The sequence below is a fragment of the Alteromonas infernus genome, from assembly GCF_902705815.1.
In genome coordinates this window covers 222,047-240,227 of record NZ_CACSIG010000075.1, presented here as the reverse complement: position 1 = coordinate 240,227, position 18,181 = coordinate 222,047, and the positions used below count along the sequence as shown (strand labels likewise).

The following is an 18,181-nucleotide window of genomic DNA, read 5'->3' as shown; positions in this document are numbered from 1 at the left end:
TATATCCTTAACTGGACTGGTCAACTCAATTAAACCACCTCATAGCGTGTGTTTTCAATTCATGTAGAACGAACCATAAACAAACCTATCGAAGAGGTTTTTGCCATTTTGAGTGATCATGCTAACTATGCACAGTTCAAAGCTATTGAGCAGTCAAATTTACTGATTAAAGGTAAACATGAAACCAATGGACTGGGGGCGGTACGTGAGATTATTTCAGGGGGCTCGAACCTTCACGAAGAAATCGTTGCTTACGAGCCGCCTTATAAACTAGGCTATAAAGTCGTGAAGTCCAAGCCATTACCATACAACCATCAATTAGGTGAGATTACGCTTAAAGACAAAGATGGGAAAACACACGTTACCTGGCGCTCGCAAGGGCACATTACCATTTTTCTTTTGGGAAGCCTTTACTTCGATAAGCAGATTCAGAGCGTAGGAAGCCGTGCTTTTGGCAGTATCTTAAAGCAAATTGACAATTTGGCGTGATCAGGCGTTAGGCTTATGAAACAGTTTGCTAAACGGGCGATAAACATAGTTCATACAACCGGCAGACAGTAAGCCAGATAGCTAGCGCAATCTGACCTCTTTTAACAAAAAGGCGCTAGCTCAATTCAATACTGGCTCGTTATCGACCAGTCAACAGTCAGTCCTGCCAGTCATTGGCATAAAACTGCGTTCACTTCTTGTAAAACATCTGCATATCGGCAGTGTTCCAAGCTACCAAACCCTTTAACTTGTCTTATTTTTAAGCGACTAAACAAAGGCATAGTCATGCCAGTTAGGAAGCGACAATAAATAGAAGGGGTGATTGGGCCTTCAAACTTACCGCTTAAATGCGCTTCTAGCGCTGTCATAGCTTCAGATATCTGCTCTCTATCCGGTATTGGGATTGGTGATGAATAGTTAAGCTTGGCCACTTTACCTTGGCACACACTGCAATGCCCACACGCTTTCGGTGCTTGAGTATCATCAAAATACGCTGACAAGTTGTGGCTTAAGCAAGTGTCTTGTTCGAAAAAGCTGACAAGTGCGGCGATGCGCTCGACTTCTTTACGCTCGTTTTCAGAAAAATAGTGCGCTAGCTTGTTTGCCAAATCGCCGTCTTGCAGTAATTCGTTGTTAACACGGTATACATCGGTAATTAAACGTGATGCAAGCTCTATATGATTGTGCTCGTGCAAGTATTCTAAGGCTGCCACTACTCTAGAGCGTTCTGCGCCATAGTGCTGATAAATACTGTCGAAATCGACAACACCCCATACTTTCTTCATGTTTGAATGAGTGAATACCGCATCTAAAAAGCGCGCTCGCTCTTCTGAAAACAAGCCGAGTATGGTGGCTTTGTCTGAAAGAAAGCGGAATTTGTATTCTGCAAAATAGGCAAATAGCGGGCGAATAACATTGGCGAGTTCAAGCTGAACAAGTAAGGTTTTAAGAGGAAGCTGGCGAATATTACTGGCGCTCGATAAGCTATTTATTTGGGTTTCCCATTGGTAAACCTTGTTTTCTGCATTGATGAGCGAGTCATTTTGATTAGTTGTATATTGCTGTGCTCTATCTTGCTTTGGTGTAACTTGCTTGGCTCTATTTTGTTCAGCTGGGGCTTGCAGCTTGATGTCGTCGATAACCCGTTCTATTGCGCTTTTATCGGGTGTGTCGCCGTAAACGAAGTTTTCTATGGTGACTAATCCGTCGAGGTTCGCTAATACGGTGCAATTTGCCGCTTCGCCATCGCGCCCACCTCTGCCGATTTCTTGGCTGTAGTTTTCAATAGATTTAGGTAGATCGTAATGAATAACAAAGCGGATATCAGATTTATCTATACCCATGCCAAAGGCAATAGTAGCTACAACGACTTGAATCTTGTTGCTCATGAAATCTTGTTGGATACTTTGTCTTACCTCACTGTTAAGGCCTGCATGGTAGGCCTTCGCAGCAAACCCTTGCTGCTGCAAAAAGCGCGCTACATCCTCTGCGCTATTTTGTAATGTAACGTAAACAATCCCAGCACCTTGTTGTTTTTGAATTTCGTCTATCAGCGCTTGATTTTTGTTAGGTTCAAGTACGGGGCGAACAAATAAATTCAAGTTGGGTCGATAAAATCCCGTTTGAATAATGCTAGTTGGCGCAATAGCAAAGCGTGCCGCCATATCTTCTTTTACGTTTTTAGTGGCGGTAGCCGTTAGCAGCAGTACCAAAGGAATATTCAACTCTTTTTGGTAAGCAGGAAGTTTTAAGTAGTCGGGGCGAAAGTTATGGCCCCACTCAGAAATACAGTGCGCTTCATCGACCACCAACATACTTACTTGAACGGACTCGATGAATTGTCGGAACCGTTCGTTTTTAAAACGCTCCACTGACACCATTAAAATTTTACACTGCCCTGAACGCACGTCGTTCATCACCTGCTTGTTTTGCTCAGGTGTTAAGGTGGAATCGATGCTAGCCGCCGCAATGCCTTTGCTATGCAAAAATTCTAGCTGATCTTTCATCAGCGCCAGTAATGGAGAAACCACCAGAGTTAAATGTGGCAGCTGCGTAGCAACGAACTGGTAACACAAAGATTTGCCCGAACCAGTCGGAAAGATCGCTAACGTTGAATGCCCACTAAGTAGAGAATCCACCGCCTCTTTTTGCCCCTCGCGAAACGCTGAGAAACCAAAAAGCTGTTGTAAAATATTGGGGGCAGAAGACATTCTTTTTATCCAAGTAGGTGATGATTTAAGTCTAACTATTTCTATCTAGTCGTATGTTGGGACAAGATATATTAGGCAATTTAAAACTTGTTATATGGTGTTGTGGTAATAAACGCAACGATACCTGTGTCCAGTTTCAGCCTCAATTAATCTTTGTAGCCCCAGGGCGTACTGGGAACTGGGAATGTGTTATCTAGATCGAAATCAACTTGTACTTCGCGCGCAGGGCGAATCAATCGATAGCTAAAGCGGTTGGGGTAAATCATCATTTGCCACACGTTATCGGTGGATGCTGCAATCCCAGATTCTATAAATAATGCTTTCGAGTAGGCGTCCGCGGGGAATGACTGAACTTGGGCATATCCTTCATCTACAGTATGCCCGCCGTACATGGTAGAGGAGTGAAAACTGCCGTCTTTATTTCTGTGGTCGTGTTTTAACATAAGACCAGCGCCAGTCTTTGTTAATATCCAAGTGCGGGATGCGTCGTCACCCACGTGAAAAGGTATCTGAATTTCTGAGTCTGTGCACTTTCGTATGTGCATAACAAGTTCTGCATCACCGAAGGTATTACCTACATTATCTTTACTCACCTTCCCTTGAAACGCTTTACCGCAGTACGCTTTTATAGAATTAAAAAACGCGTCGTGGGTAGGAATTGAGACCAAAGGTGCAGCTTTACCAAACGCCATATTGCTTATTCCGATGAGTCCTAGAAAGAGGTAGATACCATGTCTTTTCATTTTTTATTCGCTATTACAAGTCGATACACGCTTTGTAGTGTAACTCATCTAAATAATCGGGTGTATAAATCATCGAAACGCATATGTATTCGAAATATAAATACTGCTGATAGTGGGGGGCGTGTTAGCTTAACAGTACGTAGAGCGTTTAATTTTTAGGGCACAAGAGTCGATATGAATAAATCTAAACAACTATTTACGCTAATTACATCAGAAGGTGAGCTTCAGGTATCGCTAAAAGAGGTAGATGTTCCAGAGCCGAAGGCCCATGAGGTGATTGTGCGCATGGAAGCCTCTCCAATAAACCCGTCAGATATGTGGCCTATGTTTGGTCCAGCAAGCCTTGATAAAGCCACTTTCGATGCTGATAAAAATGCATTGGTTGCACCGGTACACAAGCCTTTGTTGAGCCGTATTAAGTCTCGTCTTGACCAAACTTTACCTATTGGGAATGAAGGCGCCGGTACCGTGGTTGCCGCAGGCGACAGCCCTGAAGCGCAAGCTTTAATGGGAAAAACCGTGTCTATTCTTACCGGCGCAGCTTATACAGAGTTCGCGTGCGTGCCCGTGCAGGCGTGTTTACCTCATATGGATAGCACTACACCTCAGCAGGCGGCGTCTTCGTTTGTTAACCCGCTAACAGCATTGGGTATGGTTGAAACCATGCGTATGGAAGGGCATAAAGCCTTGGTTCACACTGCAGCTGCGTCTAACCTTGGGCAAATGCTAAATAAAATTTGTTTAGAGCAAGGCGTAGAACTAGTAAATATCGTTCGTAGTCAAGAGCAGGTAGACCTACTTAAAGGTATTGGTGCGAAAATTGTGCTTAATTCCAGTAGCGATAATTTCAAAGCTGAACTTTACCAGGCCATAGACAGCACTGGCGCTACACTTGCGTTCGACGCCATTGGTGGCGGTGAGCTAGTTAGCGATATCCTTACCATGATGGAAGCGTCGGGTAGTAAAGATGCAACAGGCTTCAACACCTATGGTTCTGACAGCAATAAACAAGTGTATATCTATGGTGGTTTAGATTTCTCACCGACTATTTTAAACCGCGCTTACGGCATGACGTGGGGTATTGGCGGTTGGTTGTTAATGCGCTTCTTAGGCAAGCTTGATAAGAAACGCGTGGGCGAGCTTTATCAAAAAGTGGCTACGGAGATTAACACTACCTTTGCGTCATCCTACAGCAAAGAGTTAAGCCTTGAAGAAGCGCTACAGCCTGAAAACGTAGCGCTATACAATGCGAAAAAGACGGGTACTAAATATCTGATTGTGCCCAATAAAGGCGACTAACGACTCAACTTTGAAGCTTCATACTTCAATTAAAAGAATTAAAGAAGAAGGGCTCGTTGATCTTTGATGTACAAACTGCGGTTTAAAGGTACATTAAAGGCCACCGGGCCCTTTTTGTATTAAGCAGTATCGCATTTTGATTGGGTTTTGCGTGTAACCCAATCAATGAGGCGAGGCTACGCTACGCTTCAGCTCGCCCTTCGCTTTAAAAACATAAACACTAACAATACACTCAAACCAAATATGGCAATACATAGCGAGCCTATTGTGGCAGCTCTAAAGCTATAAAATTGCGCCACTGTGCCTGCGCCAATAGTGCCAAGCATCATACCCACGCGGGTGGCGTTCGAATAAAAAGCTGAGGTGAAGCCCGTTAAATTAGGTGCCTGTTGCTGCAGAAGCGTTAAGCCTATGCCAGCGTATAAACCGTAAAAAAGTGCATTTAATATTTGAAGCGATAATAATTCCCAGCTTGATTGAGAGAAATACACGCCAATATAAAAGCAGCAGCCAAATAGAAAGGCAACAGCCATAACACCAGCAGGTGGAAAGCGTCGTGCGAGCTTAGCGGCAATTAGCATAGTAGGAATTTCAAGCGCTGCGACCACGCCCATCATAAGGCCGGGTAAATTTTCAGGCAAACCTAGCTCTTGCATTACGTATAATGGCATTGAGGATAAATACATAACATTACCGGCCATTCCAGCAAGCACTGCCAGCCCTACAAGCCAAAACGGCAGTGCAAGCGACCCCTTTAATGTGGTGTTTTGCGAATGTTGGCAGGCTTGTTGAGGCGGTACCACCTTAACCACGAAAAGCGTAGCGGTGACTACGCAAGCAATAGCCACAGAGAATGAGGCGGCAAAGCCAAAACTAGCCACTAATGTAAACGCCATTGGCGGGCCTACTACCCAAGCTAAGGATATGGCCGCGCGTACTTTTGAGTTAAATGCTGCTAAATCTATATCTTGGTTTTTGGCCCATAGCCCTGAAACCGTTAGCATTTGCGAAACCGCCCCCGCGCCCACAGACATAAACAACACGCCGGCAAGAAATACGTGCCAAAACTGGTTGCTAAAGATAAACGCTACCATGGCTATGCCAACGCAAATCATGGTGAGTCCGTAGAGGCGATTAGCGTTAAAACCTTTGTCGGCCAAGTGTCCCAAATATTGGCTTATCACCAGCCCTGAAAGCGTAACCGACACCATGTATACACTGATGTAAATGGGTTCAACGTTAATCTCGTCAATTAAAAAGTAGCTCATGAGCGGCGTGACGAACGATGATGTTAAGCCAGTAAGTAAACTCAGCAACAAGAAAGGTAGCTGTGGCGAAAAGGCGTGGCGGGATGACATGAAAATACGAGCTCCTAAAAACGAGGGCGCATTATAAGTGCTGCGTATTTCATGTCTATGATGATAGCGAACTAACCTTGCTTATTTAACAAATGTTGTGGTGTTGTATTAATCATGCCCGTAAAGTCTGCGATGCTAGGACGAACAAAAAGCTACGCCTATAAGCGTTTATAAAAATCAAAGAAAACTAGCTATTTCGTTGAGTGATTTCTTTTGCTTCGCATGAATAGGAACGGTGGCATCGTGAGCGGGGTAACCGGCAACAATTAGCATATAGGCTCGCTCATTGTCAGGGCGCTGGCACACTTCGGTTAAAAAGTTCATTGGCTTTGGCGTATGCGTCAGGGTGGCTAGACCTGCGTTGTGCAACGAGGTGATAAGCATGCCCACTGCAATACCGACTGATTCATGGACATAGTAGTTTTGACTTCTATCTCCTGCTTCTGTTTCCCCGAATTTCTGGCTGAAAACAGCAATTAGCCAAGGCGCAGTTTCCAGATAAGGTTTGCTGGCATCGGTGCCCAAAGGTTTGAGATCGTCTAACCACTGCTGCCCAGCGCGCCCATCATAAAACCCCCGTTCATGAGCTTCAGCTTGTTCACGTATTTGTTTTTTTACAGGAGCTGAATGGATGGCAGAAAAATGCCAAGGCTGGTGGTTGGCACCACTAGGCGCAGTGCCCGCCGTTAAAATACAGTTTTCGATAATGGCTTTATCAACCGGTCTGTCACTGAAAAGACGAATGCTATGTCGGCGCTGCATAGCGTTTAAAAACTCAGCGCTTCGAGCAAGCATGCTTTGTTCAGAGTATTCGATAAAGTCGTTAAGCGGTGAGTGGTCGTGAGGCTGCATCTATTTTCTCTTTTTTCTGCCGTTTTAGGTCACTTTATCGTTTGTAGGGCTGTATTCAAAATAAAAGCGTGCAAAACGAAGGAGTTTGGACTATATCGCGTAAACTAAAAAGCGACCCATTCAGGCAAAATGGATCGCTTTGGTGCAGTTTATCGATACAGGTAACGCCTATTAGTTGCGTTTAAATGGGGGGCGAGTACCACGCTTTTGTTTTTCGTTTTGTTCTTCTAGTACTTCAAGTTGAGCAATGTCATAGACAGGCATCATAGTCGTTACTCTGCGATAAGGTGGTTTACCGCGCATAATGACTTCCTTAACCTCAACATACTCAATGGCTTCTTCACCCACCGATTCAAGCTGCGCGACATCGTTAACACTCATGCTGACAACTTTGCGTTTAAAAGGCGGTTTTCCTGAATAATCCACGACTTGCACTTCGATAGTATCGCCGGTCGAAGCTGGCATAGCCTGTGCCGCGTTGGCAGTAAAGCTAAGTGTAACCGCGGTAAATAAAGAACTCACTAAATAGCGTAATTTCATATCGTGTCCTCATATTGATATTACTACTTTTGTCTATTATATGAACGAAATCGTTTCAAACAATAGAGATTGGCGATAGTTATTTGCTATCAGGTAACGGGTGATATAGGAAATGTGTAATCAGGCGTGTTAAGAGTAAGTGCGTCAAATAGTCTCGCTGCGATCACCTTTGGTGCGAAGCGGGCTTAGGTTTTGCACTATTTAAGTGCTTTTGACTTGTGACGTGTACAGAGCGCTAAATAAATCAAGCAATTAGCGATTGGTCTTCATCTTGCTGTTCTATTTCAATCAGTAAAAGCTAATGCGTGGTGCATGTAAGATGAAAAGAATAGTAAAAAAAGCGGCGAAGGCGTCACTTTTAACATCGCTATCTTGCCTTTTAGGGCTCGCTGCACCGGCATCAGCAATCGAGCAAAACATCCCGCTATCTCAAAGCAAAGGCGGCACCTTGTATTTAGAAGCAACCCTTGAGTCGCAAGTTAACGCTTCCTTTCTACTTGATACCGGTTCGAGTTTATTAACGCTCAATCAAGCCACGTTCGACGCACTTACCCGAAATCATACGTTACTCGCTACCCGAACTTCGGCGGCAAGAATGGCAAATGGAAAAATCTTAAAGGTATCACAATACCAACTGAACTCTGTTCGTATAGGCAATACTTGTGAAGTCGGCCCAGTGGAAGTCGCTGTGCTTCCTAAAGGCAATAATATTTTAGGTATTAATACGCTATTACGCGTTGCACCGTTAACCATCACCTCTAGTTCGGTGATATTGGCTGGGTGTGAGTAGGTTATAGCAACTTTTTAACCAAGCTACAAAAAAGCGAACCCTAAGGTTCGCTTTGACGCTTTATGAGCAATAACAGACGTTATTAATTTTCACACTCGCTCACATCGCCGCCCATTTGTTCTTTCATTTTTACGCATGCTTCATAGGCTTTTTTCGCTGCGGCGTCTTTAAATTCGCCCGCCTTTTCGGCACTCGCGTCATAGGCGTCAGATGCCATTTCTTTACCATCTTCGTAGGCGTCAGATGCCATTTCTTTGCCATCTTCGTAGGCGTCAGAAGCCATCTCTTTGCCATCTTCATAAGCGTCAGAGGTTGCGTCTTTGGTTTCATCCCAAGAATCGGCAGCGCTTTCTTTTGTGTCTTCATAAGCGTCAGATGTCGCTTCGCCTGCCTTTTCCATCTCTTTACTTACTTCGCTTTTCGTTTCTTCGCTAGATTCAGTACAGCCCATTAAAGACAGTAGTAGTGCTAACGCCATTGCTTGTGTTTTCATTGTGAAGCTCCTTTTGCTGGGATAGTGGCTTGTTTAAAGCCGATCAACATGGGTAATTCAAATATTCGGCGCAATAGTGCGCACTGCTTGCCGTTGTTATTAATATTAGACTAGCCAAATATTCGACGTTTCCAGTCTAGCCTAATTACTATACAAAATGTAACTAGACTTTGTGTGCAAAAAAAGGGGTGAGGGTGGCTAATCTTTAGGTCCTTCAATTGTAAAGATTAAATGCCTTCGCCTGTCTTTTAACACTACGCCTTTTTTAAGTAACGCTGCGCTTAGCTGTTGCTGCCATTTTTTTAGCTCGGGCTCTGCTAATGCTAACGCTTCTTCGTTTTTAAACTGGAAGCGCAACAATAAAGACCCAGGAAACTGATGGTATTGAACGTCAAACCAGCACTGCTGCATACCTTTAAGCTCATCTCTTGCTTGTGCTTCTAGACGGTTAGCAATATCAAACACCAGTGCTTGCTGTTTAAGTTGTACGGCAGAGAGCTTTTTCATTACATCCTTTTCTCAATGGCAACTTCAACACTTTCAGTAATATCTGCCCCTTCTATGGTAAGCCACATTTGTCCGTCTTGAATGGTAACCTGAATTTGCATCGAGCGCTGTACAGCGTTAGCCAGAGTAATGGATAACGATTCAGGTAAAGTAAACACCGACAAGTTTTTTCTTGTTTGTAATTTGTTTTGCTCTTTACTCCACCAAGCTTCAAAGCTGTTGTCCGCGTATGAATAAATCATCATTTGCTGACTTTGGTTACAGCCTTTTTTAATGCGTTGTTCAGAAGGTTGACCTAGTTCTATCCACAGCTCTATTTCGTCGCTAAAGTTTTTCTGCCAAAGGTCAGGCACATCATCGTCAGATAAACCTTTAGTAAACTGCAAACGCTCATGGGCGTTTACAATAAAAGCAATAATGCGCAGCATCATGCGCGCATCGTTTTCAGACGGGTGGCGCGCAATCGTCAGGTTGTGGTCGCTGTAATAGTTGCGGTCCATATCGGTTATCGATATGTCTGCTTTGAAAATGGTTGCTTTGAGAGCCATGATGTTCCTGCTTCGTTTTGATAAGGCCTGTTGTTAGCCTTGAGTTGCTATGGCAACAGTGGCATAGCAATACTTTGCGGTATAGTACCAGTAAAAAACGATTTTCGCTGTAGGTGAGTGCGGTGCTTTTTGACAGGTATGTTGATTGCGCATACGGCAATCTTCTATTTTATGTGCTTTTCCCTGTGCTTCGGTTTAACTTGTTCGTCGCCTTTACAAACTTTCACAATGCTAAATAACGGTGATAAAAACTCAAAGCCCTTTTTTGTTGGAACAGAAAAATACAAGGGGCTTTTAACTGGGAAAGACATTAAGCTTTTTCGCACAGCAGGTGCAAATAAATGTCACTAAGAAAACCACCGATGCCGTCAACACAATTTCAGTGTATCCATCTAGTTTGAAAACAGACGAAAGCGTATTTTGAATACATACAATGGCTACGATAATAGTAAGCATATAAGCAAGATACTTCGCTATCTGTATAAATGCATTTTGCATTGTATAATTCCTTTTATTGGGTTACCCGACATTGGGTAATATAAAGGTATACAAATCAAGAATGATGGGTAACTGAATATAGGTATAGTTTTATACTAGTTACAAATAGCACACTCGTTCTAAGCCTTTAAAACCTATGAGTTGATAGCGTCAATGTTTTACGTCATCGGGGGTATGGTCGGCTACGAAGGCATTTCTTTCACCCATAGGTTTGTCTTCACCTTTAGTACTGTCTGCCGTAGTTTGAAGCTCTATTGCCGAGTTAACCTCGGCACCAATAAGAATAATGTAGGCACTGAGGTAAAGCCACATTAGCAAAATAATAATTCCACCTACAGAACCATAGGTTTTGTTATAGCTTCCAAACTCGTTTAGGTATATCGAAAAACCATAGGATGCGACCACCCATAGTACAGTGGCAAAAATGGAACCGGGCGTTACCCATCGCCATTGCGCTTCGCGGCGATGTGGCGCATATCGATAAAGTGCCGACAAGGCTATGTTAAATAAGCCTAGCATAACAGGCCAAGTAACCCACATAGCCTCTTTCGCGCTAACGGTATTTCCCGACAGCCACTGAATAGACTCGGGTAAAATTGTAATGCAAGCTAGGGCGACGATAACGGTCAAAATCATGAAAACAGTGCAGGTAACGCGAGCCAGTATGTCTTTAAAAAAGCCCCTGCCTTCCGATTCACTATAGGTAATGTTACACGCTTTAATAAGCGCATTGGCCCCTTTACTGCTACTCCATAGAGATAGCACAAGGGTGAATAAAAAGCCCCAGCCCAAGGTGGAGTTAGACTTCTCGATCAAGTTGGTCAATTGCTCTTCAATAATATATCGGCTGTCAGTGGGCACTACATTTACAAGGAACGTCATATGACTTTGCAATTCTTGTGGCGATACCATCAGCCCATAAAGGGCTATCGTGGCACCTAACAAGGGAAAGATAGCTAATAGGCAATAAAACGCGACACCAGCAGCAATAAGGGGAATGTTGTCCTTTTGAACGCTACTAAAAATGCGCTTTAAAATGCTCCACCAACTTTTCAGCGAAATCTCAAATGCTGATTTTGCGTGGTTAAATCTTTCCTTGCTCATAAATCCTCTAATCGTTCTTTTACGCTTCGTAGCCTTTGTAGTTCTTCATACATAAAATCGTAGTAGTCGGCTTACTTCGCCCTGTAAATCATTCATGTTTATCTGCAAATGTGAGTGCTTAATAGGGTTAGATGATAACGCGGATTCTTGAAATAATTAATTTAATCATGGGGTTATGTTGTTTATTGCGCGCTGGTTTGTAATTTGCAACTTAGTTTTGCAACTTAGTTGTGACGCAGGATTAGTAGCTACGTAGGATTAGTTAACACGTAGAAACGACGAGGTACAAAGTGGTATACCACTATAAAGCCTTTGGTTAAATAGCGTGGTTTACCTGTGTAATTCAATGCTTTAAAAAAGGAGTGATATAGATGAGCAATACGCAAAATCTACAGGGTAAGAAGATAGCCATTTTAGCAACAAACGGTTTTGAGCAAAGTGAGCTTGTTGAACCTAAAACCTTGTTCACCGAGCAAGGCGCTAAGGTAGACATTCTTTCCATTGAGGACCAAACGACGATTAAAGCCTGGGATGAAGACAATTGGGGTAAAGAGGTAGATGTCGATTTACAAGTATCGTCAGCTAACCTTGAAGACTACGATGCCCTTGTACTACCAGGCGGGCAGATTAACCCTGATGTGCTTCGAACTAACGACGATGCGGTAGCCTTTATCAGCAAAGCCAATGGCACCGACAGTATTAAAGCTATTGGCGCAATTTGTCACGGCCCATGGCTATTGGTTGAGTCGGGACTAGCCGACGGCGCCACGCTTACATCGTTTCCAAGTATTAAAGCCGATTTACAGAATGCCGGGGCGACCTGGGTAGATGAAGAAGTGGTAAATCACGAGAAACTGGTGACAAGCCGTAACCCCAACGATATCCCCGCATTTGTTGCCAAAATTAGCGAGTTAGTTGCCTAACAGGGTAAACGCTAGCCCGTTTCAATTTTAATGGGCTGGTAGAAACGTATCTGTCTTAGGTAGGTATAAACGAATTTATTGCCTCTTGTTTTGACGTTACACGTCATCAAGGGGCAATCAACTAAATAGCAACGACTTACGAGTAAAGGAGAAGGTATGACGAGTTCAACGTCAGGTCAGAAAGTTATCGTGATCACAGGGGCATCTAGCGGAATAGGCAAGGCAACGGCAAAACAGCTCGTTGATGAAGGTTTCAAGGTTGCGCTAATGGCTAGAAGTGAAGATAAATTAGCGACGCTTGTGGACGAGTTAGGCAAAGACAATGCCTATGCCGTTAAAACAGACGTAAGCGTTTTTAGTGAATTAGAAGACGCCTTTAAAAAGGTAAACAGTCACTACGGCCAAGTTGACGGTATCTTCGCCAACGCAGGGCGCGGCGCCAAAGCAGCCGGTATTGAAAAAGGCGAGGTAGATGATTGGGATGGAATGTTAGGCGCGAATGTTAATGGCTTACTCTACACCGCCAAGGCAGGTTTACCCTATCTTCGCAACAGCAAAGGCCATTTCATCATTACCAGTTCAGTAGCTGGCCGTATCGCGCTTAAAGGCTCGGTTTACGGCGCTAGCAAGTGGTTCGCTTACGGATTTGGTCAAAACTTGGCAGAAGAAATGCGGGAGTGGGGCGGTAGGTGTACGACAATTTGCCCGGGCATGGTAAATACCCCATTCTTCGACGAGCCTAAGGAAGACAAGCTGCAGCCTGAAGATATTGCCAATACTGTGCTATTTGCTTTAAACGCTAATAGCTCGGCGTGTGTACGAGAAATGTATGTTATGCCAGCGAACTAACATGCCGGTTCGCCCGTTGTTTTAACTTTTACTGTAACCAACAAAGACAGTTTTTACATACGTTAGATTATTAAAGGGGCTTACACTTGCCCCTTGCCCCTTGCCCCTTGCCCCTTGCAGCCCCCCTCACTATGCCCGCCATCAATTTCGTGAAGTCATAGAAATTAGCTAAATAAAGTATATTCCCCGTTTGAACCCTCCTAATCTGTTTATTACAAATAGTCCGCTTTTTTCACTGTGCGGGATGCGACGAATAGTCGTGTGTCGCGCAAGGTATGCCTTTAGAACACAGAACGGTGAACACTGCGGCACAACAATAACAGGAGAATAACATGTCGAACGAGTTCAATGGTAAAACGGCAATTATATCGGGCGCGGCTGGCGGCATCGGTTTGGCTTTGGCAGAGGCGTTAGCCGAACAGGGCATGAATATAGTGATGGGGGATATCGACAACGCTGCGCTAACGCAGTCGGGAAGTGCCCTGCGTGAAAAAGGCTATAATATTCTTACCTGCGCGTTGGACGTGACAGACTACTCCCAGTGGGAAGACATTGTTGCTAATGCGAAAGATAAGTTCGGCAAAGTTCACATGGTCATCAATAATGCAGGTGTGGGCGGCACCCCGGGGAAAGTCGAAGACTCAGAGCACGAAACGTGGCGCTGGGTAATGGATGTTAACGTAATGGGGGTGCTTTACGGTGCGCAGGCTAGCGTTCCAGCCATTAAAGAGCATGGTGAAGGCGGTTGGGTGTTAAATGTGGCTTCAATGGCTGGAATGATGGGAATGCCCTACGCAGGGGCGTATTGCGCGTCTAAAGCCGCTGTGGTTTCAATGACAGAAAGCTGGATTGCTGAGCTTAAACCTTTCAATATTCACACCTCTGTACTGTGCCCAGCCTTTGTGAAAACGCGAATCCATGAGTCTTATCGAAATCGTCAACAAAAGTACGCCGTCGCTCAAGAAAATCGCATTGATAAAGAAAAGCTTAAAGCGGGGGCGCAAGCGGCTACCATGGCGGTTGAGTCTGGGATCCCGGCAGCTATGCTAGCCGAACGCGTAATCGAAGCCCTTAAATCAAAGCAAACCTATATTTTTACGCACCCAAATTACCGCAAAGTAACAACAGAGCGCTTCAACGCTATTGATAACGGGTTTATCGATGCTGAAAATAGCGCTGTTGTCGGGCACCTTATTGATGACGACATGGTAACGTTTTAAAGCCGCCAGGTTATTTAAAAATAGCCAACTCTTTTAGTGTCCAGAATAAACGGCGCGCTCAAGCACAGTGATTTGATTGCGCCCTTTGGATTTTACGCATCAATAATACGCTAATACCATCTGGAAGATTTTTTAACCTTCATAATCGTAGTTTGGTCGTGGAGTGCATTGAATTATCCAGTGTTTATAAGTAATGCTATAAAGTTGTTAACAACAAACTTGTAAGGGCGTGATGCCCTTTAAACACACTGGATAATAATAATGAAAAAGCTTCTTAAAGCGGCAGTTGCTGTATCAATAGCACTGTCGTGCTCGCCCACCTACGCAGATAAAAACGACAAAGACGAAATATTTAGCAGCTCAACGTTTAAAGCAATGGAGCTCAGAAACATTGGGCCTGCGTATATGTCGGGGCGTATTGCTGATATTGCAATCGATCAGAATAACCCATCCACATGGTATACCGCCGTTGGTTCGGGCGGCGTATGGAAAACGACTAACGCAGGTACAACCTGGACGCCTATTTTTGACGACCAGCCGGTCTATTCCATTGGTGACGTTACTATTGCGCCAAGCAATTCAAATATCATTTGGGTTGGTACCGGCGAAAATAACGGTGGCCGGCATATCAGCTTCGGTGACGGCGTTTACAAGTCAGTAGACGGCGGTCAAACCTGGAAAAATATGGGGCTGTCTAAATCCGAGCACGTTTCAGACATTATTATTCATCCTACCAATCCCGATATCGTTTGGGTATCAGCCCAAGGCCCTCTATGGAGTGGTGGTGGCGAGCGCGGCCTATACAAAACTACCGACGGTGGCGAAACATGGAAGCAGGTCCTTACCCCTGCTGATAAGTGGACAGGCGTAACCTCACTGCTTATCGACCCTCGCAACCCTGATAAGCTTTACGCAGCAACCTGGGCGCGTCAGCGCTCTATTGGTGCTTATGTGGGGACAAACGAAGGGGCAGGTATTCATACATCAAACGATGGTGGCGAAACCTGGACCGAACTTAAAACCGGCTTGCCAGAAGGCAATATGGGAAAAATCGGAATGGCAATATCGCCTATGAACCCCGATGTTATCTATGCCACTATTGAAACCGACAACCGCGGTGGAGGTTTTTATCGCTCTGCCGACCAAGGTGCCAGCTGGACCAAGATGTCGGATGAAGTAGGTGGGGGAACCGGTCCGCACTACTACCAAGAGATTTTCGCAGACCAACACCAGTTTGATCGGGTGTATATAGCGAGTAACTACAGCAAAGTGTCAGACGACGGCGGTAAAACTTGGACACCCATTAACACCAAGCGCAAGCACGTTGACGATCATGCCATGGCATTTCACCCCACCGACCCAGACTTCGTGTTAATGGGTTCTGATGGGGGAATTTATATGTCGCACGACAGAATGGCGAACTGGCGCTTTATGGCTAACTTACCGTTAACGCAGTTCTATAAAGTGGCGCCCGATGATTCTACGCCTTTTTATAAAATTTATGCCGGTGCGCAAGATAACTCTACCCAAGGTGGCCCTTCGCGAACAATGCGAGAAGAGGGGATTAAGAACAAAGATTGGTTCCTTACGCTTGGTGGTGACGGTCACGGACCGGCAACAGAACCAGGCAACCCGGATATTGTGTACTCGCAGTGGCAACAAGGTAACTTGACCCGTGTAGACATGAAAACCCGCGAAGGGGTTTACATTAAACCGCAGCCGCTACCTGGCGATCCCGCAGAGCGTTATAACTGGGACGCGCCTATTAATGTTTCGGCCCACGACCCTGCGCGTATTTACTTTGCGTCTCAGCGAGTATGGCGAAGCGATGATCGCGGAGACAGCTGGACGGCGGTATCAGGCGATTTAACGAAAAACGGCAATCGCATGCATTCGCCATTAATGGGACGTACGTGGTCAGTGGAAGCTGGCTGGGACCTGTACGCAATGACGGAATTTCATACCATCGCTAACTTCGCAGAAAGCCCGGTAGATGAAAATATATTGTGGGCAGGGACTGACGACGGCATTATTCAAGTGACCACTAACGGCGGTAAATCTTGGAAAAAGATTGAGTTAGACGATATTCGAGGGATTCCTGCGAACTCGTACGTCAATGATATCCGCGCCGATTTATACGACCCTAATACGGTTTACGTCGCATTAGATAATCATAAATATGGTGACTACAAGCCGTACCTGATTAAGTCGACAAACCTTGGTAAAAGTTGGACATCGCTTGCTGAAGACTTGCCTGAAAAGCATTTGGTTTGGCGCATTGTGCAAGACCACGTAAACAAAGATCTGTTATTTATTGGCACCGAATTTGGCGTGTTCTTCTCGGTGAATGGCGGCAAGAAATGGGTTGAGCTTGATGGCGGTATGCCAACAATTTCAACACGAGACGTAAAAATTCAGCGTCGTGAAAATGACCTGGTTGCTGGTACCTTCGGTCGCGGGATCTACATTCTTGATGACTACGCACCGCTTCGTTCATTAACCGAAAAGTCGATGCAGCAAGACGCGATTTTGTTCGGGCCAAGCCGCCCAGTAAAATGGTTCCAGCTAGATGATAATCACACCGACTCTGACGGCGACGATCGCTTTGTAGCGAAGAACCCAGAGCATGGTGCAACCTTCACCTATTACCTTAAAGACAGTTTGCTAACAGCCAAAGAAAAGCGCCAAGAAGCAGATAAAAAAGCAGTAGAAGATAAAAAGTACCCTAAATACCCGAGTTGGGAAGCGGTTGAAGCGGAAAATCAAGAAGCGGAACCTGCGGTTTATATTGAAGTGCGTGATAGCGAAGGCGACATTATTAAACGCGTTGATGGCAAGACCAAAAAAGGGCTACATCGCCTAACGTGGGATATGAAGTATGCATCTACTAACCCGTTAACGGAAAAAGACAGTAAAAATAATGGTCTGATGGCACTGCCAGGCAGCTATACCGCTACCTTGTTTAAACGCGTGGGTACTGAGGTAACGCCGCTTTCTGAGCCGGTTTCATTCGAATTGGCTGCTATTGTTGAAGGTGCACTTGAAGGTGCAACACCACAAGAAATGGAAGTCTATGGAAGTGCGGTTAGTGATGCACAAAAACGTGCGATTTCAGCCACAACAGTGCTAAAACATCTGAAAGATACAATGGCGTTGCTGCGCACAGCCATTGATCGTACCCCAAGCGATATTGCAAAGCTTGAGGCGCAGTTTGCTGCAATTCAAGAAGAGATACATGCCGTAAACAGACAATTCTACGGCCTTAAGTCTCGCGATAGAATGGGTATAAAGCCCGCTAATATCATGAGCCGTTTACGATATGCTCGTTCGGCACTAGGCTCTTCCTACGGTCCTACAGCGCAGCATAAAGATCAGCTGGGTTACGCAAACGATAGCTTAGACAGTGCGGTTGCGCGTATTGGCACATTGCAAAGCACTGCCGTGCCTGCACTCCAACAAGCCGTAGTTGAAGCTGGCGGTCCGTGGACTTCTGGTCTACCTGTTATTAATAAATAGCGAAACGGGCAAAGCGCATGGGGTTACCTCATGCGCAATGTCATCTTACCTTTTTATAAGCCAGCGAAAGGCGCGGCGGTAATGAAATTGTCGTGCCCTGGCTTTTACATTTTAATTTTAAGTCTTAGTTTTATCCCTAACTTGTCAGTTTAATGAGTGTGCTTTTGTCTTCTTATTCCTCGCCTTTTTTTCTTTTTCTGTGTTTCTACTTTATCTCTACACGAGGTAAAAACGCTAAAAAC

Annotated in this window: 17 protein-coding genes; 7 read left to right on the top strand and 10 right to left on the bottom strand. The window is 44.8% G+C overall.

Translation table 11 applies throughout. From position 1 onward, the window contains the following. Positions 1–48 precede the first annotated feature (48 nt). Positions 49–489 (top strand): SRPBCC family protein, encoded by a 441-nt coding sequence (locus tag ACX5J7_RS18110; protein WP_498707765.1) that lies wholly within the window; start codon positions 49–51, stop codon positions 487–489. A 170-nt stretch (positions 490–659) separates the two neighbouring features. On the opposite strand, the gene ACX5J7_RS18105 is transcribed toward ACX5J7_RS18110, so the two are convergent. Then, the gene (locus ACX5J7_RS18105) at positions 660–2,699 is read right to left on the bottom strand and encodes a RecQ family ATP-dependent DNA helicase (RefSeq protein ID WP_498707764.1); all 2,040 of its coding nucleotides are present in this window, start codon (positions 2,697–2,699) and stop codon (positions 660–662) included. Between the two features lie 146 nt (positions 2,700–2,845). After that, complete coding sequence (locus ACX5J7_RS18100) at positions 2,846–3,391, bottom strand: hypothetical protein (protein ID WP_012519268.1); 546 nt, start codon at positions 3,389–3,391, stop codon at positions 2,846–2,848. Positions 3,392–3,616: 225 nt separating this feature from the next. On the opposite strand from ACX5J7_RS18100, the gene ACX5J7_RS18095 reads away from it, so the two are divergent. Continuing rightward, on the top strand, positions 3,617–4,741 hold the full coding sequence (locus tag ACX5J7_RS18095; protein WP_012519267.1) for a zinc-binding dehydrogenase: 1,125 nt from the start codon (positions 3,617–3,619) through the stop codon (positions 4,739–4,741). A gap of 188 nt (positions 4,742–4,929) precedes the next feature. Here ACX5J7_RS18095 and ACX5J7_RS18090 read toward each other — a convergent pair whose 3' ends face one another. From ACX5J7_RS18090 to ACX5J7_RS18080, 3 genes are all read right to left on the bottom strand, one after another. Beyond that, the gene (locus ACX5J7_RS18090) at positions 4,930–6,099 is read right to left on the bottom strand and encodes a sugar efflux transporter (RefSeq protein WP_024016725.1); all 1,170 of its coding nucleotides are present in this window, start codon (positions 6,097–6,099) and stop codon (positions 4,930–4,932) included. Positions 6,100–6,276: 177 nt separating this feature from the next. Then, a complete protein-coding gene (locus ACX5J7_RS18085; RefSeq protein WP_024016724.1) occupies positions 6,277–6,951 on the bottom strand; it encodes a nitroreductase family protein in 675 nt (224 codons plus the stop codon). A 171-nt stretch (positions 6,952–7,122) separates the two neighbouring features. Then, the gene (locus tag ACX5J7_RS18080) at positions 7,123–7,491 is read right to left on the bottom strand and encodes a hypothetical protein (protein WP_015067738.1); all 369 of its coding nucleotides are present in this window, start codon (positions 7,489–7,491) and stop codon (positions 7,123–7,125) included. 319 nt (positions 7,492–7,810) lie between these two features. On the opposite strand from ACX5J7_RS18080, the gene ACX5J7_RS18075 reads away from it, so the two are divergent. Further along, positions 7,811–8,281, top strand: coding sequence for a retropepsin-like aspartic protease (locus ACX5J7_RS18075; protein WP_015067737.1), 471 nt, complete (start codon positions 7,811–7,813; stop codon positions 8,279–8,281). Between the two features lie 82 nt (positions 8,282–8,363). Here ACX5J7_RS18075 and ACX5J7_RS18070 read toward each other — a convergent pair whose 3' ends face one another. From ACX5J7_RS18070 to ACX5J7_RS18050, 5 genes are all read right to left on the bottom strand, one after another. Beyond that, on the bottom strand, positions 8,364–8,774 hold the full coding sequence (locus tag ACX5J7_RS18070) for a hypothetical protein (protein WP_024016723.1): 411 nt from the start codon (positions 8,772–8,774) through the stop codon (positions 8,364–8,366). A gap of 198 nt (positions 8,775–8,972) precedes the next feature. Further along, positions 8,973–9,281 (bottom strand): hypothetical protein, encoded by a 309-nt coding sequence (locus tag ACX5J7_RS18065; protein ID WP_024016722.1) that lies wholly within the window; start codon positions 9,279–9,281, stop codon positions 8,973–8,975. After that, positions 9,281–9,829 carry a YaeQ family protein gene (locus tag ACX5J7_RS18060; RefSeq protein ID WP_024016721.1) on the bottom strand — a complete coding sequence of 183 codons (549 nt, stop codon included), beginning with the start codon at positions 9,827–9,829 and terminating at the stop codon, positions 9,281–9,283. Before ACX5J7_RS18060 ends, ACX5J7_RS18065 begins: the two co-directional genes overlap by 1 nt. Before the next feature lie 294 nt (positions 9,830–10,123). Beyond that, positions 10,124–10,327 (bottom strand): hypothetical protein, encoded by a 204-nt coding sequence (locus tag ACX5J7_RS18055; RefSeq protein WP_012519259.1) that lies wholly within the window; start codon positions 10,325–10,327, stop codon positions 10,124–10,126. Positions 10,328–10,477: 150 nt separating this feature from the next. Beyond that, positions 10,478–11,431, bottom strand: a complete 954-nt coding sequence (locus ACX5J7_RS18050) for a YihY/virulence factor BrkB family protein (protein ID WP_462835445.1) — start codon at positions 11,429–11,431, stop codon at positions 10,478–10,480. Positions 11,432–11,802: 371 nt separating this feature from the next. Between ACX5J7_RS18050 and ACX5J7_RS18045 the strand changes: the two genes are divergently transcribed. The 4 genes from ACX5J7_RS18045 to ACX5J7_RS18030 all read left to right on the top strand — a co-directional run bounded on the left by ACX5J7_RS18045 (position 11,803) and on the right by ACX5J7_RS18030 (position 17,939). Then, the gene (locus ACX5J7_RS18045) at positions 11,803–12,354 is read left to right on the top strand and encodes a type 1 glutamine amidotransferase domain-containing protein (RefSeq protein ID WP_024016718.1); all 552 of its coding nucleotides are present in this window, start codon (positions 11,803–11,805) and stop codon (positions 12,352–12,354) included. A gap of 156 nt (positions 12,355–12,510) precedes the next feature. After that, the gene (locus ACX5J7_RS18040) at positions 12,511–13,203 is read left to right on the top strand and encodes an SDR family oxidoreductase (RefSeq protein WP_024016717.1); all 693 of its coding nucleotides are present in this window, start codon (positions 12,511–12,513) and stop codon (positions 13,201–13,203) included. Positions 13,204–13,535: 332 nt separating this feature from the next. Then, the gene (locus tag ACX5J7_RS18035; protein WP_020744049.1) at positions 13,536–14,423 is read left to right on the top strand and encodes an SDR family NAD(P)-dependent oxidoreductase; all 888 of its coding nucleotides are present in this window, start codon (positions 13,536–13,538) and stop codon (positions 14,421–14,423) included. Between the two features lie 261 nt (positions 14,424–14,684). Beyond that, positions 14,685–17,939 carry a WD40/YVTN/BNR-like repeat-containing protein gene (locus ACX5J7_RS18030; protein ID WP_498707761.1) on the top strand — a complete coding sequence of 1,085 codons (3,255 nt, stop codon included), beginning with the start codon at positions 14,685–14,687 and terminating at the stop codon, positions 17,937–17,939. The last annotated feature ends 242 nt before the right edge of the window (positions 17,940–18,181 follow it).